General features: G+C 63.2%; 18 protein-coding genes and 1 riboswitch. Of the genes, 4 read left to right on the plus strand and 14 right to left on the minus strand.

Going from position 1 to position 15,759, the window contains the following annotated elements; translation table 11 throughout:
- Positions 1-190: 190 nt before the first annotated feature.
- The 3 genes from AC07W0_RS04880 (at position 191) to AC07W0_RS04890 (ending at position 2,610) form a co-directional block, all read left to right on the plus strand.
- Positions 191-415 (plus strand): hypothetical protein, encoded by a 225-nt coding sequence (locus AC07W0_RS04880; protein ID WP_017845341.1) that lies wholly within the window; start codon positions 191-193, stop codon positions 413-415.
- Between the two features lie 280 nt (positions 416-695).
- Positions 696-1,178, plus strand: coding sequence for a hypothetical protein (locus AC07W0_RS04885; RefSeq protein WP_017845340.1), 483 nt, complete (start codon positions 696-698; stop codon positions 1,176-1,178).
- A 145-nt stretch (positions 1,179-1,323) separates the two neighbouring features.
- A complete protein-coding gene (locus AC07W0_RS04890) occupies positions 1,324-2,610 on the plus strand; it encodes an OmpP1/FadL family transporter (RefSeq protein WP_026139818.1) in 1,287 nt (428 codons plus the stop codon).
- Between the two features lie 64 nt (positions 2,611-2,674).
- On the opposite strand, the gene AC07W0_RS04895 is transcribed toward AC07W0_RS04890, so the two are convergent.
- The 14 genes from AC07W0_RS04895 to cobO form a co-directional block, all read right to left on the minus strand.
- The gene (locus AC07W0_RS04895; RefSeq protein WP_017845338.1) at positions 2,675-3,226 is read right to left on the minus strand and encodes a glutathione peroxidase; all 552 of its coding nucleotides are present in this window, start codon (positions 3,224-3,226) and stop codon (positions 2,675-2,677) included.
- A gap of 34 nt (positions 3,227-3,260) precedes the next feature.
- A complete protein-coding gene (locus AC07W0_RS04900) occupies positions 3,261-3,383 on the minus strand; it encodes a hypothetical protein (RefSeq protein WP_017845337.1) in 123 nt (40 codons plus the stop codon).
- A complete protein-coding gene (locus AC07W0_RS04905; RefSeq protein WP_173677824.1) occupies positions 3,380-4,579 on the minus strand; it encodes an MFS transporter in 1,200 nt (399 codons plus the stop codon). Before AC07W0_RS04905 ends, AC07W0_RS04900 begins: the two co-directional genes overlap by 4 nt.
- 63 nt (positions 4,580-4,642) lie before the next feature.
- Positions 4,643-5,047 carry a MarR family winged helix-turn-helix transcriptional regulator gene (locus AC07W0_RS04910; RefSeq protein ID WP_017845335.1) on the minus strand — a complete coding sequence of 135 codons (405 nt, stop codon included), beginning with the start codon at positions 5,045-5,047 and terminating at the stop codon, positions 4,643-4,645.
- A 42-nt stretch (positions 5,048-5,089) separates the two neighbouring features.
- Entirely contained in the window at positions 5,090-5,818 is a 729-nt protein-coding gene (locus tag AC07W0_RS04915; protein ID WP_017845334.1) for an adenosylcobinamide-GDP ribazoletransferase, read from the minus strand.
- Between the two features lie 2 nt (positions 5,819-5,820).
- The gene (cobC, locus tag AC07W0_RS04920; protein ID WP_102618100.1) at positions 5,821-6,396 is read right to left on the minus strand and encodes an alpha-ribazole phosphatase family protein; all 576 of its coding nucleotides are present in this window, start codon (positions 6,394-6,396) and stop codon (positions 5,821-5,823) included.
- The gene (gene cobT / locus AC07W0_RS04925) at positions 6,393-7,448 is read right to left on the minus strand and encodes a nicotinate-nucleotide--dimethylbenzimidazole phosphoribosyltransferase (protein ID WP_102618099.1); all 1,056 of its coding nucleotides are present in this window, start codon (positions 7,446-7,448) and stop codon (positions 6,393-6,395) included. The genes cobC and cobT overlap by 4 nt, the downstream gene beginning before the upstream one ends.
- Positions 7,445-7,966: a bifunctional adenosylcobinamide kinase/adenosylcobinamide-phosphate guanylyltransferase gene (gene cobU, locus AC07W0_RS04930; RefSeq protein ID WP_102618098.1), complete on the minus strand. Its 522-nt coding sequence runs from the start codon at positions 7,964-7,966 to the stop codon at positions 7,445-7,447. Before cobU ends, cobT begins: the two co-directional genes overlap by 4 nt.
- Before the next feature lie 91 nt (positions 7,967-8,057).
- Positions 8,058-9,509: a cobyric acid synthase gene (locus AC07W0_RS04935; RefSeq protein WP_102618097.1), complete on the minus strand. Its 1,452-nt coding sequence runs from the start codon at positions 9,507-9,509 to the stop codon at positions 8,058-8,060.
- The gene (gene cobD, locus AC07W0_RS04940; protein WP_017845329.1) at positions 9,506-10,495 is read right to left on the minus strand and encodes a threonine-phosphate decarboxylase CobD; all 990 of its coding nucleotides are present in this window, start codon (positions 10,493-10,495) and stop codon (positions 9,506-9,508) included. Before cobD ends, AC07W0_RS04935 begins: the two co-directional genes overlap by 4 nt.
- Positions 10,488-11,396, minus strand: a complete 909-nt coding sequence (cbiB, locus tag AC07W0_RS04945) for an adenosylcobinamide-phosphate synthase CbiB (RefSeq protein WP_046382488.1) — start codon at positions 11,394-11,396, stop codon at positions 10,488-10,490. The genes cobD and cbiB overlap by 8 nt, the downstream gene beginning before the upstream one ends.
- Positions 11,393-12,043, minus strand: a complete 651-nt coding sequence (gene bluB, locus AC07W0_RS04950; protein WP_017845327.1) for a 5,6-dimethylbenzimidazole synthase — start codon at positions 12,041-12,043, stop codon at positions 11,393-11,395. Before bluB ends, cbiB begins: the two co-directional genes overlap by 4 nt.
- Positions 12,040-13,407: a cobyrinic acid a,c-diamide synthase CobB gene (locus AC07W0_RS04955; protein ID WP_102618096.1), complete on the minus strand. Its 1,368-nt coding sequence runs from the start codon at positions 13,405-13,407 to the stop codon at positions 12,040-12,042. Before AC07W0_RS04955 ends, bluB begins: the two co-directional genes overlap by 4 nt.
- Complete coding sequence (gene cobO, locus AC07W0_RS04960; protein ID WP_046382485.1) at positions 13,404-14,015, minus strand: cob(I)yrinic acid a,c-diamide adenosyltransferase; 612 nt, start codon at positions 14,013-14,015, stop codon at positions 13,404-13,406. The genes AC07W0_RS04955 and cobO overlap by 4 nt, the downstream gene beginning before the upstream one ends.
- Before the next feature lie 80 nt (positions 14,016-14,095).
- A riboswitch (cobalamin riboswitch) is annotated at positions 14,096-14,339 on the minus strand.
- Positions 14,340-14,438: 99 nt separating this feature from the next.
- Between cobO and AC07W0_RS04965 the strand changes: the two genes are divergently transcribed.
- On the plus strand, positions 14,439-15,752 hold the full coding sequence (locus AC07W0_RS04965; RefSeq protein WP_102618095.1) for a PQQ-dependent sugar dehydrogenase: 1,314 nt from the start codon (positions 14,439-14,441) through the stop codon (positions 15,750-15,752).
- Positions 15,753-15,759 lie beyond the last annotated feature (7 nt).

Below are 15,759 nucleotides of genomic sequence, written 5' to 3' on the forward strand. Positions count from 1 at the left end.
TAGCCCCTGTTGTGTTGCCTGCCCTCCTAAGTACCTACCTGCCAGCCCAAGCGCGCCTAAACTATTAGCGCTTCAAACTGGCTGCTTTGTTCCAGTCGGGTTCTTCGTTCGATCAATAGTGATCGACGTCACTGGAACGTTTTAACGTTGCGCGGTTCTTAACCGTGTCATTTGTAGGAACACCCATAATATGTCCACTCAAATCCATACTCAGGACGCCATTCGCGCCCTCACCAACGCTTTTGCACCAATGAACTGCCTGATCATGGCCGCTCGCAAAGGCTGCTTCAGCTTCACCCTGGTCAACGAACACGGTATCGCTCGTCACAGCGAACGCCTGTACCCCGATCAATACTCCAGCGCAGAGCCGCTGCAGGCCGTGATCGAGCGTACCCGTCAGGCACTGATTGCCTGATCGACCGAAGTCGCCGAAACCCAAAAACCCTGTTTAAAAAGCAGGGTTTTTTATTGCCCGGTATTCAGGTTTTGAATATTTGCACTCAGCACGAATAGATATAAACGTTATAACTGAATAAAGAAGATGTTTTTAAAACAGTCCTTTACACCACGAATATGACACTACACTTCAACTCAAGCGGCATGATCCGCTTCCGACGGGCCTGAGATCCGATCCACCGCTGCCAAGCCCCCACCCGCTCAGGCTTCGTCGACCACTTTCACGGATAGAGGCGAGTATGGGTATCGCTGCCAGCGAATTGTGTCGTTATGTGATCAGGCCGACGCTTGTTTACCTCGGGCGCCACAACCAGACCGCTGAATCCCTGCTGCTGGGCATTGCCGCCAGCCAGTCGGAACTTGGCTCCGCCTTGCACGACCGTCGCGGCCACGGCCTCTACAGCATCTCCGACCAGCGTCACCGCGCCCTATGGGACACCTACCTGGCGCTGGACCCCGAACGCGCCAGCCTGGTACGCGGCCTGGCCAGCCAGCACGCCTTCCTTGGCGCGCCCCAGCTTGAGCTGACCGTCAACCTGCGTTATGCCACCGCCATCGCCTGGTTACTGGTGGAACAACAGCGCCCCGCCTTGCCCGAACCAGGTGACGTATTGGCCATGGCGCGTATCTGGAAAGAAATATTCCACCCTCAAGGCCGTCTTCGCGATTTCACCCACGCCTGGAAAACCTGTGTTTCATCCATGAATCAGGTGACCTGCTGATCGGGCAATTTACAAAATCCGGCAAAATGCGGCGATTTTGGTAGGATTGTCCTACAAAACAGCTCTATCTCCTGTGTTACAGCCTATAGCGCGATATGTAATTTGTTGATACTTTCCGCTGCGGTGATCACACGGAGTTCTAATAATGAAAAAAGTAATGCTCAAGACCACACTTAGCCTCGCCGTTGCCATGGCCTCTTCCTACGTCTTCGCAAGTGGCTTTGCCCTTAACGAACAAGACGTCGCCGGGATGGGTACGGGCTTCGCAGGACGCTCTTCTACTGCCGAAAACGCAAGCACTGTCTACGGTAACCCAGCCGGTATGGCTCGCCTGGAAGGCCAACAAATTACCGGCGGTTTCGCGGTGATCGATGCCTCCACCGATATCAAAGATGCCGGCGGCCGTTCCAGCGGGACCAACAAAGGCGACATGGTGCCTTTCACTGGCGTGCCTTTCGGCTTCTACACCAACAAACTCAACGATCAATGGTCTATCGGCTTCGGTGTTTATGCACCGTTCGGCCTGAAAACCGACTACGAAAGTGGTTTCCAGGGTCGCGGGTTTGGCAACAAGAGCGAAGTATCGGTCATCACCTTCCAACCGACTGTCAGCTACGCGTTCAATGATCGCGTTTCCATCGGTTTTGGTCCGACCATCAACCGTATCGACGGCACCCTGGAATCGCGGCCGAGCCTGGCTGGCCTGGGGATGCCAGGCGACAACAAAGTCAAAGTCAAAGGCGACGACACCGCCCTGGGCTTTAACGCCGGTATCCTGGTTCAAGCCACCGATACCACTCGCGTCGGCCTGACCTATCACTCGAAAGTGAAGTACAAACTCGAAGGCCACACCGACGTCACCAAAGCGTCCACGGTTCCATCGGGAGTGCTGGCCAATAACCGCTACGACGCCTCATTGAAAGTCGACACGCCTGAATCCTGGGACCTGTCGGTGACTCAAGACCTCAACGACGCCTGGAAACTGTATGCGGGTGCGACCTGGACTCGTTGGAGTCGCTTGAAAGACATCATCATCAAAAACGAAGGTGTGACAAGGACTAACGGAGGCGCACTGGCACCTGCGCTTGTCGGCACTATCACTGAACCGCAGAACTGGCACGACACCTGGGCTTACGCCTTGGGTACCTCGTATCAGCTCACCAAGCAGGTGGTACTGCGTACCGGCCTGTCCTTCGACCAGTCGCCAACCAACAACACCGATCGTTCGCCGCGCATTCCTACCGGTGACCGGACCATCTTCAGTGTCGGTATGGGTTACGCAGTGATGGATAACATGACCGTTGACCTGGCTTACTCCTACCTCAAGGAAGAGTCGGTCAAAGTCAACAAATCCAACGCGCTGGGTTCCTACAGCTCCAAATATGAAAACAGCGCCAACGGTTTCGGCCTGGGCGTGACTTACAAGTTCTGACCTGCTCGCGCATAAAAAGCCCCGCTCTCCGGCAAAGGAGGCGGGGCTTTTCAATGGGTAACGATCAGGGTTTCGACGCCAACGCTGCCTCTACCGCCTTGAGCAAGTCCGGGCTGTCCGGCTTGGTCAGGCTGGAAAAATTGGCAATCACCTTGCCCTGGCGATCCACCACGTACTTGTAGAAATTCCACTTCGGCGCGCTGCTCTGCTGCGCCAGCACCTTGAACAGATGCACTGCGTCCGGCCCCTTGACCGCCTGCGGCTCGGTCATGGTGAAGGTGACGCCATAATTCACGTAGCAGACCTTGGCGGTTTCCTCGCCGGTCTTGGCTTCCTGCTTGAAGTCATCGGACGGCACACCAATCACTTCCAGCCCCTGGTCCTTATAGCGCTGGTACAGAGCCTCAAGGCCTTTGAATTGCGGCGCAAAGCCGCAGAAGCTGGCGGTATTGACGATCACCAAAGGCTTGCCGGCAAAGCGTTGGCACAGGTCGATGGATTCCTTGGCGCGCAACTTGGGCAACTGCCCCTCCAGCAACGGCGGGCAACTGGCGGCCATCGCCGCACCGCTAAAAGCAGCCATCAGGACGGGTACTGCAAGCCAGCGCATCTGCATGTCGTGTGTCCTTCAAAATAGTCAGACCACGAACTTAACAGATCGACATACCCAGTTGCATCAACGCCAGCCCACCGCGCTGCCAGCCCCACCATGCCAGAAGCAGCAGCAGCGTTGCCGCCGCTGCCCCAACGAACCAATACCCATTGGAACTCATGCCGCCTCCATCTGCGTCTGCAACCGCGCCACCGGCCGCTCGCGCACCGGCCAGTTCAGGGCGGCGGCGAGCAGACTCAAGAGAATCGCCACTTGCCAGATCAAATCGTAGTTGCCGGTTCGATCATAGACCACCCCGCCCAACCAGCCACCGAGGAACGAACCGAGCTGGTGGAACAGGAACACGATCCCACCGAGCATCGAGAGGTTTCGCACACCAAACAGCGTGGCGACCGTGCCATTGGTCAGCGGCACCGTGGACAGCCACAGGAAGCCCATCGCCATACCGAACAGGTAGGCCGTGACTTCAGTCACCGGCGCCCACAGGAACAGCACGATCACCACCGCGCGCAACAGATACAAAGCGGTCAGCAGGCGCGGCTTGGACATGCGCCCGCCAAGCCAGCCGGCGGTGTAGGTGCCGGCGATATTAAACAGGCCAATCAAGGCCAATACGGTGGTGCCGGTAGTCGCCGGCAAATGCTGATCGACCAGGTAGGCCGGCAGATGCACGCCGATAAACACCACTTGGAAACCGCAGACGAAAAAACCGAACGCCAGCAACCAGAACCCGGAGTGAGAACAGGCTTCCTTCAGTGCTTCACGCAAGGTTTGCTGGCCAGCCATCACAGGCAGCGGCCGATCCTTGAGCATGCTCACCAGCGGCAGAATCAGCGCCACCATCAAGCCCAACGCCAGCAGCGCCGCCGACCAGCCCAACCAACTGATCAAACCCAGGGTGCCCGGCACCATGGCGAACTGGCCGAAAGAACCGGCGGCGCTGGCAATGCCCATGGCGATGCTGCGCTTTTCCGGCGGTACCGCACGGCCGACCACACCCAGGATCACCGAGAATGAAGTGCCGGACAGGCCGATACCAATAAACAAACCGGCGCTCAACGACAGTGACCAGGCCGAGTCGGACATGCCCATCAATACCAGGCCGACGGCGTACAACACCCCGCCAACCAGCACGGCCTTGCTCGCCCCAAAACGGTCGGCCAGGGCGCCGGTGAACGGCTGCGCCAGGCCCCAGATCAGGTTCTGCAGGGCGATAGCGAAGGCAAACGTCTCACGGCCCCAGCCGAACTCGGCGCTCATCGGTGCCAGGAACAGACCGAAGCCATGCCGCACACCCAGCGACAACGCCAGGATCAGCGCACTCCCCACAAGAATCCAGCCACTGGTGCGCCACATCGAGGTCATTTCTTATTCTCCTTTTACGGGTATATACCCGCTTGTAGTCGAACAAACCCGCGCTCAGGCAAGTTCATCCAGCAAGGCCAACAGGGTTTCGCGTTTTTCCGCGCCCAGCCGATCAATCAATTTCTGCTGCGCCGCTTCCCACGCTGGCAACGCCGCGGCCAGTCGTTCTGCACCGGCTTCGGTCAACAGCACCAGGCGGTTGCGCAGATCGTCGCCTTCGACCAACCGCACCAGGCCTTCGCCTTCCAGCACGCGCAGGTTGCGCCCCAAGGTACTGCGATCCAGGCCCATGGCGTCGGCCAGGCTGGAAATGCTCGGTTGATCGAGACGCTGCAAATTGCACAGCAGAGAATACTGGGCGACGTTGATCCCGAAGCCGTCGAGAGCGCCGTCGTAATGCCTGCTGACGCCACGGGCGGCACGTCGCAGGTTGGTGCATAAACATTGGGAGGCAAGCATGGAACGTGTATATACCCGCGATTAAGGAAATGCAAGCAAGTGTTACAGCGCCAGCCCGACCACAACCGCCACTTCCAGCAGCTCCAGCAGAGCGCCAGCGGTGTCCCCGGTGGTGCCGCCGAGACGCCTGACCATCAACTGACGCAAGCCGATAAAACACAGCGCCGCGAGCAGCACCGCGATCCCACCGCTGAAACCACCGATCAGCAGGCAGGCCAGGCCGCTGAGGATCAGCACCTGCTGGCCGACAATCCTTGGTAAGTGATCCGACAATGCCTGGCCCAATCCTCCGGCACGCACATAGCGCGTGGTGAGAAACAGCGCGAGCATCGACGCACGCCCGATCAGCGGCGCGAGGATCAGTGCCGCGCCGTTGTGCTGCTCGATCAGCGCCACCAGGGCGGTGAACTTGAGCAGCAATACCAGGCCGAGGGTGACCACGGCGATCGGCCCGCTGCGCGGGTCCTTCATGATGGTCAGGGTGCGTTCGCGATCGCCAAACCCACCGAGCCAGGCGTCGGCGCTGTCCGCCAGCCCGTCCAGGTGCAAGCCGCCGCTGAGCAACACCCAGGCCGTCAGTAACAACGCGGCGTGCAGCAACAACGGCGCGCCCGCCAGCGCGAGGTTCAGGCCCCACAACAGCAGGCCGAACAACAGGCCCACCAGCGGATAAAACAGCAGTGAGCGCCCCAGTTCCTGCGGTTGCGGCATGCCCGGCAGACGAATCGGCAGGCTGCTCAGGAACTGCAGGGCGATCCAGAACGGCAGCATGTTCAGCGCCCTTCCTTCAACGCGCCGTCGGCCGCAACCTGCAGGCCGAACAGTGCGCCATGGGCGACTTCGACATTCAGCAACTGCGCTCGGGGCAAACCGCGCGCCCGGGCCAGCAGCAGACGCATCACGCCACCGTGGCTGATCAACAACACACGCTGTCCGGCATAAGCCTGATGCAAGCGTGAGACCGCGCCGAGAACCCGATCGGAAAAGTCGCTGACACGTTCGCCGTCAGGTGGCGTGAAGCTATAGGGGTCGGCCCAGAACGCGCCCAGCCCGTCGGCGTCGGTCTCCATCAACGCCGCCGCGCTCTGCCCTTCCCAGGCGCCGAAGTGCAGTTCCTGCAGGGCCTTTTCCAGGCTCACCGGCACGTTGAGTGTTGCGCCCAGTTCTTGCGCGAACCGCGCACACCGCTGCAGCGGCGAACTGATCAATCGGTCCCATGGGCCCTGTCCGGCCACCGCAGCGCGCATCTGCGCCCAGCCGTTTGCGGTGAGCGCATCGTCGAGGCTGCCGCGCAGGCCACCGCCCAACTCGGTTTCGCCGTGGCGCAACAGGTCCAGGTGCAAGGTCATGCCGGGCGGTCCGCCACGGCGGCTTCGGCGAATGTCGCCATCTGCCCGTGCAGCGCGCAGGCCAGGCGCAGCAGCGGCACCGCCAACGCCGCGCCGCTGCCTTCGCCGAGCCGCAGGCCGAGTTCGAGCAACGGTTGCGCGTCGAGGCAGTGCAGCACGTGGCGATGGCCAGGCTCGGCGCCGCGATGGCCGAACACCAGCCACTCCCGGCACGCCGGGTTCAGCCGCGTGGCGACCAACGCCGCGACGCTGCAGATAAAGCCGTCCACCAGCACCACGATGCCGTCCTGGGCGCAGGCCAGATAGGCACCGACCAACGCCGCGATCTCCAACCCGCCGAGGTTGAACAGGGTGTGCAGCGCATCACCGCGTTGTGCGGCATGCACCGCCAGTGCGCGTTCGATGACAGCGACTTTGTGGCTGACACCTTGGGCATCCAAGCCGGTACCCGGCCCGGTCAAATCACTCACCGGGCAATCAAGCAAGGCACACGCCAACGCGCTGGCGGCGGTGGTGTTGCCGATCCCCATCTCGCCGCCGATAAACAGCTGCGCGCCGCTCGCCAACGCACGGCGCGCGCTGTCGCGACCGGCCTGCAGCGCCAGCCGCCCTTGCGCCTCGGTCATCGCCGGGCCGTTGACGAAGTTGGCGGTGCCCGCTGCGATATTCAGGTGACGCACGCCGGGCAGGTTCAGCGACGGCGTCACCGTGCCGAGGTCGATCACTTCCAACTGCGCCGCCAGTTGCTGCGCCAATACGCTGATGGCCGCACCGCCGGCGACAAAGTTATGCAGCATCTGCCCGGTGACTGCCTGGGGATACGCCGACACACCTTCGGCCACCACGCCGTGGTCGCCGGCAAAGATGGCGATCCACACCTGCTCCATCGCCGGTTTGACCTGGCCTTGCAGGCCGGCCAACTGCACCGCCAACGCTTCCAGGCGACCGAGGGAGCCGGCCGGCTTGGTCAATTGCTGTTGGCGCGCCAAGGCGTGTTGATACGCCGAAGCGTCGCTGGCCTTGCACGGGTTGAGCCACCAGGTTTCCGTCATAACGCAGTACCTTTCAAAGTCAGGGGCAGGCCGGCAACGGTCAGGACAACGCGCTGACACCGTTCGGCCAAGGCTTGATGCAGCCAACCGGCTTCATCCACATAGCGGCGAGTCAATTCGCCCAGCGGCACGACACCCAAACCGGTCTCGTTGCTGACAAACAGGATTTCACCTGGCAATGAGGCCAGGCTTTCGAGCAATTGGTCACGCTCAAAAGCCAGGCGCTCGGGGTTATCGAGCAGCAGCAGATTGGTCAGCCAGAGCGTGAGGCAATCCACCAGCAGGCAGCGCTCGGGCGCGGCGTTTTCGCACAGCACCCGTGCCAGTTCGATCGGTTCTTCGATCAGGCCCCAGTGATCCGGGCGGCGCTGGCGATGCAGGGCGACACGCTGGTTCATCTCACCGTCCAGCGGTTGGCTGGTGGCGATATAAATGACGGGCAACGCGCTGTCGCTGGCGAGCTTTTCCGCCAGGCGGCTCTTGCCGGAACGGGCGCCGCCGAGAATCAGTTGGAGCATGGGATGGCACCTCGGTATTCGAGCCGGGCTCGGTCAACGGTGGGAGCTGGCGTGCCAGCGATGCAGGCACCTCGGTGTCTCAGGCAAGCCCTCAAATCCCACACAACCTGCGCAACAGCGCAGTATCCAGATGCTGTTCCACCAGGTCGGCCAACCGTTCGATGTCGCGCTCGCGCAGGGCGTGGTAATCGACCGCCTGCACCGCCTGCACACCGGACCAGCGCAACAAGGCGCTGCACGCGGCCGGGGTTTCGAACACACCGTGCAGATAAGTCCCGAGGATTTGCCCGTCGGCGCTCTGGGCGCCGTCATGTCGGCCATCGTCCAGATGCACAGCAGGACGTTCCAGAGCCGCGCCGGACGTCACGCCCGCATGGATCTCATACCCACTGACCTCGGCGTCCTCCAGCAACAGGCGCCCACGCACATTGCGCAACTGCTTCTCTTGCGCCAGCGTCGTACTGAACGCCAGCAGCCCCAGACCGTCACTGGAGCCGGCCGGCCCCTCGAGCCCGAGCGGGTCATGCACCTGCTCGCCGAGCATCTGCAACCCGCCGCAAATCCCCAGCACCTTGCCGCCGTAGCGCAAGTGCCGCGCCACCGCGGTGTCCCAGCCATTGGCGCGCAGGTACGCGAGGTCACTGCGCACGCTTTTCGAGCCCGGCAGAATAATCAGGTCGGCGGCGGGAATCGGCTGGCCCGGGCCGACGAACTGCAAGTCCACCTGGGGATGCAGGCGCAGCGGGTCAAAGTCGGTGTGGTTGCTGATGCGCGGCAACACCGGCACGACCACCTTGAGCACCTCGGCCGCCTTGTCGATCTGACGCTGGTCGATGCCGTCTTCGGCCTCCAGGTGCAGGTCCATCACGTAGGGCAATACGCCGACCACCGGTTTGCCGGTGCGTGCTTCCAGCCAATCCAGGCCCGGCTGCAACAAGGCGATATCGCCGCGAAAACGGTTGATGATGAAGCCTTTGACCCGCGCCTGTTCGGTCGGCGAAAGCAATTCAAGGGTGCCCACCAGATGCGCGAACACGCCGCCGCGATTGATGTCGGCGATCAGCAGCACCGGGCAATCCACGGCCTCGGCGAAGCCCATGTTGGCGATGTCATTGGCGCGCAGGTTGATCTCCGCCGGGGAGCCTGCGCCTTCGACCATCACCACCGGGTAGGCGTCGCTCAAACGCGTGTGGGACGCCAGCACCGCCTGCATCGCGATGGCTTTGTAGTCGTGATAGGCCACTGCGTTCATGCTGGTCACGGCGCGGCCATGGATGATCACTTGGGCACCGGTGTCGCTGTTGGGTTTGAGCAGCACCGGGTTCATGTCGGTGTGCGGCGCCAGGTTGGCGGCCTGCGCCTGCACCGCCTGGGCGCGGCCGATTTCGCCGCCTTCGGCCGTCACCGCGCTGTTGAGCGCCATGTTCTGCGGCTTGAACGGCACCACCGCCACGCCCTGGCGCACCAGCCAGCGGCACAAGGCGGTGACCAGGGTGCTTTTACCGGCATCGGACGTCGTGCCTTGCACCATCAGCGTACTCATACCGCGTCCTTGTAGGCGATCAGGGCCTGTTCCAGGCGCTGCCAATCGGCGTCGGTGTCGGGCAGGCCGAAACGCAGGCTGCTGTCGTGGACAAACAGGCGCAGCAGAATGCCGCGCTGGGCCATGAAGTTGTGCATGCGTTCGGCGTGAGGGGTGATCAGCCATTGAAACAGGGCGCAGCCGCCCTGGGGTTGGAAGCCTTGGCGCTCGAGCAAATCGAACAAGCGCTGGCCGGCTTCCAGGCAACGGTTGCGTTGCCGGGTGTGCCCGGCGGTATCGCGCAGACACGCTTGACCGATCACCCGCGTCGGCCCGCTGACCGCCCACGGCCCGACCTGTTCGGCCAACAGTTTGAGCAACTTGCGCTCCGCCAGCACAAACCCCAGGCGCACACCGGCCAGGCCGAAGAACTTGCCAAACGAACGCAGCACGATCAGGCCGACCTGATGGGCCTGGCCGGCCAGGCTCAGGTGCGGCGTGACGTCCATGAACGCTTCGTCCACCACCAGCCAACCGCCGCGCTGGGCCAGCCGCGCATGCCAGTCGAGCAGCCGTTGCGGGGTCAGGCTCAGGCCCGTGGGGTTATTCGGGTTGACCACCACCAGCACGTCCAGGCTGTCGAGAAAGAAGTCGACCTCCTGCTCCTGCACTTCGCGCACCACGTAGCCGGCGCGACGCCAGGCCTCGGCGTGCTCGGCATAGCAAGGTGACAGCACGCCGACCTTGCCGCCCCGGCGCAAGCGCGGCAGCAGTTGGATCGCCGCCTGGGAACCCGGCACCGGCAATAAATGCGCGGTGCCGTAGTATTCGCTGGCGGCTTGCTCCAGACCGTCGTCGGTTTCCGGCAGACGCGCCCAGGCGCGCAACGGAATCTCGGGGACCGGCCACGGCCAGGGCGCCAGGCCGCTGGACAGGTCGAGCCATTCGGCCTCGGCAATCCCATATTCAATCGCCGCCTTACGCAGCCGGCCACCGTGCTCAAGCATACAATTGCCCCCCGACGCATAGGATCAGCAGCCACAACCATACGCCGCGCTGCACCAGTTGCCAGCCGCGGTCGATGGCGTCCGCATCCGCCGCCGGGCCTTCGCCCAGTGGCGGACGCTGGTGCAGCTCACCGTGATAGATCGCGGCACCGCCCAACTCGACGCCCAAGGCACCTGCCCCCGCCGCCATCACCGGACCGGCGTTGGGGCTGTCCCAGGTCGGGCCCTGACGGCGCCAGCATTTGATGGCCAGCCTGGTTTTACCGAGTACGGCGTAGGTCAACGCCACCAGGCGTGCCGGAATATAGTTCAGTACATCGTCGATCCTGGCCGCCGCCCATCCGAAACGCTCGAAGCGTTCGTTGCGATAGCCCCACATGGCGTCGAGGGTGTTGCTCAAGCGGTACAGCACCACGCCCGGCACACCCGCGACGACAAACCAGAACAGTGCGGCAAACACCGCGTCGCTGCCGTTTTCCAGCACCGATTCGGTGGCGGCGCGAGCGACTTCAGTGCGATCCAGTTCACTGGTCTGGCGACTCACCAGGTAACTCACGCGCCGCCGGGCTTCGTCCAGGTCATCGCGGCGCAGGGCCTGGGCCACCGGGATCACGTGCTCGCCGAGACTGCGCATGCCGAGGGCACAGTACAACGCGAGGATCTCCAGCACCCAGCCGATGTAAGGCGCCCACGACAACGCGGTGGCCAAAAGCGTCAACGGCACCACCGCAATAAACCAGGCGGTCACGCCGTGGCTGCGCCAGCCACGGCCACCGCTGTTGAAACGCTGCTCGATGCGCGCGGCGAAGTTGCCGAACGCCACCAGCGGATGCCAGCGCCTGGGCTCGCCCAGCAGCGCATCCAGCGCCACCGCAGCGACACACAGCAAGGCCACACTCATTGACGCACTCCCCAGGTATTTTCATACAACATGTCACTCAGCGGGCGCGGTTCGGCCCAGCCTTCGAGCTGCAACATCGGTGCCGGATAGAACGCTTCGACCGGCCCCAGGCACAACACCGCCAAGGGTTTCGCGCCGGGCGGCAAGCCCAGCAGGTCGGCCAGGGCCTGCGGTTCGAACAGCGACACCCAGCCCATGCCCAGGCCTTCGACCCGCGCGGCCAGCCACAGATTCTGGATCGCGCAGGACAGCGAGGCCATGTCCATTTCCGGCAAGGTACGCCGGCCGAAGATATGTCGCTCGCGCTCATCCATCAGCGCCGCCACCAGCACTTCGGCGCAGTCGTGGATGCCTTCGACCTTGAGCTTCATGAACGTATCGGAACGCTCGCCCAAGGCCTCGGCGGTGCGTATGCGTTCTTCCTCCACCAACTGTTGAATCCGCCCACGCAATAGGCGGTCGCTGATGCGGATAAAACGCCACGGCTGCATCAAGCCAACGCTCGGCGCCTGGTGTGCGGCCTGGAGCAAGCGCTGCAGCAGTTCGGGAGCCACGTCACCGCCGCTGAAGTGACGCATGTCGCGGCGTTCGGCGATGGCACGGTAGACGGCGTCGCGCTCGGCCTGGGGGAAAGCGTTGTCGGTCATGAGCCTATCGCGGGCAAGCCCGCTCCCACCGTGGATTCGTGCTGTGGCGCAGCGTGCGGTGCGACTCGCTCGGGCGCAAACAGCGCGGCCACGGCCCAGGGGTTGGAGGGGAAGTAAAAGTGAACGTAGGAAGCGGTCAGCCGCCCCTGTCGATACACCGCCTCGGCCCCGCGCCCACCATTGGGGCTCACGCCACGGGCAATGGGCACCCAGTCGGTGCTGGTCAGCGAGTGGTGATAGGTGTGCCCACGCAACACGCCTTCGGGCAATTCGACGCTTTGCAGAGCCAGCGCCGCGAGCTTCTTTTGCATCACCGCAGCGCCCTGCAACAGGCCGACCAGTCCGGCGCGGAGGCCGTCGACATCCGTGAGCGAATCCAGCAGATAGAGCATGCCGCCACACTCGGCGAGCAGCGGTTTACCGGCAGCGTGATGGGCACGGATCGCCTCCAGCATCGCGGTGTTTTCCGACAGTGCCTGGTGATGCAATTCCGGGTAACCACCGGGCAGATAGAGACTGTCGACTTCTGGCAATTGGCGATCATGGATCGGCGAGAAGAAGCTCAACTCGGCGCCCATCGCCCGCAGCAGATCGAGGCTGGCACCGTAAGTGAAGGCGAAGGCTTCGTCACGCGCGACCGCGATCCGCACGCCAGCCAGCAACGGTTCGGTGCGGGTTACCGGCGGTGCGGCAAAGGTGACCGGCGGCGGCAACGCAACCTCGCAACTGCTGCCCAACGCTTGGGCGGCGGCGTCCAGGCGCAGGTCGAGGTCATTCAGTTCGCTGGCTTGCACCAGGCCCAGGTGGCGGCTGGGCAATTCGATAGCAGTCTCGCGGGACAGCGCGCCATACCAGCGCAGGCCTTCGGTGAGGCTGCCTTCGAGCAATTGCGCATGGCGCAGGGTGCCGACGCGGTTGGCCAGCACGCCGGCGAACGGCAAGTCCGGCTGATAGCGTGCCAGGCCGAGGGCCAGGGCGCCGAAGGTCTGCGCCATGGCCGTGCCATCGATCACACCGAGCACCGGCACACCGAAGTGCCGCGCCAGGTCGGCGCTGGAAGGTGTGCCGTCGAACAGCCCCATCACGCCTTCGATCAGGATCAGGTCCGCCTCCCCCGCTGCTTCCCACAGTAGGCGGCGACTTTCCTGCTCGCCCACCATCCACATGTCCAATTGATACACCGGCGCACCGCTGGCGCGCTCGTGGATCATCGGGTCGAGGAAGTCCGGGCCGCATTTGAACACACGCACCTTGCGCCCCAGGTTGCGGTGCAAGCGCGCCAGCGCGGCGGTGACCGTGGTTTTGCCCTGGCCGGACGCCGGTGCGGCGATCAAGACAGCCGGGCAATGGCGGGGCTGATTCAAAGTTCGACGCCTTTCTGTGCCTTGATACCGGCCTGGAACGCATGCTTGAGCATGCCCATGTCGGTGACGGTGTCGCCCATTTCGATCAGTTCAGGCTTGGCGCCACGGCCGGTGACTACCACGTGCTGCATCGGCGGGCGGGCCTGAAGGTCGCTGAGGACCTGATCGAGGTCGAGGTAGCCGTGCTTGAGCGCGATGTTCAGCTCATCCAGCACCACCAGGCCGATGCTCGGGTCTTGCAGCAATTGGCGGGACACCGCCCAGGCGGCCTCGGCGGCCGCGATGTCGCGCTGGCGGTCCTGGGTTTCCCAGGTAAAGCCCTCGCCCATTACATGGAAACGCACTTGCTCGGGGAAACGGCGGAAGAACAGTTCTTCGCCGGTGCTGTTGCGCCCCTTGATGAACTGCACCACGCCACACTGCATGCCGTGGCCCATGGCGCGGGCCAGCATGCCAAACGCCGAGCTACTCTTGCCTTTGCCGTTGCCGGTCAGCACCAGCAGCAAGCCGCATTCGTTCGGGGAATTGGCGATGCGTTCATCGATCACGGCTTTTTTGCGCAGCATGCGCGCCAGATGGCGTTCGTCGCGCTCGGGGGAATCGGTCATGGCAGCTCTCCGTTGGGGCTGGACAAAAAACGGCGGGCAGGAAAAAACAACAACAGACAGCCAAGCATCGCCCACCGTGATGCTGTTGGATGATCCAGGCCGGTCTCCGGGCTCATGAGTGGCGCGCTAGAGCGCACGCCGACGGCGCGCCTTCCCATATCGCGGGCGATACAGTGGCAAACAGCACCGTCTTGACTCATTTACCGTTGCGGGGGCAGCGCCGGAATCGCGGCAGCACTGTGTACAAGTGCGCTCACTCACCGGCTTCCCTGTTTCACTCAGTCGACCCGTGGGTCACAGAGCACCTGGAACAAGCGGCGAAGGTTAGTGGGTTGGGGGTGGAGCGTCAATTAAAGCTGGCCTTGCACTTGAACCATCGCCGCATCGGGCGCCTCTACCCTTACAGGCATCCAGGAGAAAACCATGCATAAAACAAGACTCGCCTTACTGATCATGCTCGCGGGCACCCTCGCCGCCTGCGGCGAAAGCTCGACCCTGAAGGTATCCGACGGCACCGGGCCCTCGCCGCAATTGCCGGAGCCGAACAAGACCCTGATCCCCACCGTGAACATCGCCCCGGCCATCGGCTGGCCGGCGGGCACCCAGCCCACGGCCGCCGCCGGCACCCAGGTGGCGGCGTTCGCCGAAGGCCTGGACCACCCGCGCTGGCTGTATGTACTGCCCAATGGCGATGTGCTGGTGGCGGAAACCAACGCGCCGCCCAAGCCGGACGACGCCAAAGGCCTGCGGGGTTGGGTGATGCAGAAAGTCATGGGCCGCGCCGGCGCCGGCGTGCCGAGCCCGAACCGCATCACCCTGCTGCGCGATGCTGACCATGACGGGGTCGCGGAGACCCGCACCGTGTTCCTGGAAAACCTCAACTCGCCCTTCGGCATGACGCTGGTCGGCAATGACCTGTACGTGGCCGATTCGGACAAGCTGTTGCGCTTTCCCTATCAGACCGGCGAAACCGCGATCAAGGCCGCCGGCAGCAAGGTCATCGACCTGCCAGCGGGCAGCATCAACCATCACTGGACGAAAAACGTGGTGGCCAGCAAGGACGGCAGCAAGTTGTATGTGAGCGTCGGTTCCAACAGCAACGTCGCCGAGAACGGCCTGGAAGCGGAACAAGGCCGCGCGGCGATCTGGGAAGTCGACCGCGCCAGCGGCCAGCACCGTCTCTTCGCCTCCGGCCTGCGCAACCCGAACGGCATGGCCTGGGAACCGCAGAGCGGCAAGCTGTGGACGGCAGTGAACGAGCGCGACGAGATCGGCAGCGACCTGGTGCCGGACTACATCACCTCGGTCCAGGATGGCGCCTTTTATGGCTGGCCCTTCAGCTATTACGGGCAGCACGTGGATGTACGCGTCACACCGCAGAACCCGGACCTGGTGGCCAAAGCCATTGCGCCGGACTACGCCGTAGGCCCACATACCGCCTCGCTGGGCCTGACCTTCGCCGAGGGCAGCAAACTCCCGGCGCCCTTTATCAACGGTGCGTTTATCGGCCAGCACGGCTCGTGGAACCGCAAGCCGCACAGCGGCTACAAGGTGATCTTCGTACCGTTCGAGGGCGGCAAGCCGAAGGGGCCGCCAGTGGACGTGCTGACCGGGTTCCTCAACAGCGAAGAACAAGCCATGGGACGACCGGTTGGCGTGGTCATCGACAAGCAGGGTGATTTGCTGGTGGCGGACGATGTGGGGAATAAGGTGTGGCGGGTTTCTGCGGCTAAGTAACTATTAC

It is taken from the genome of Pseudomonas sp. GW704-F2 (assembly GCF_059423025.1).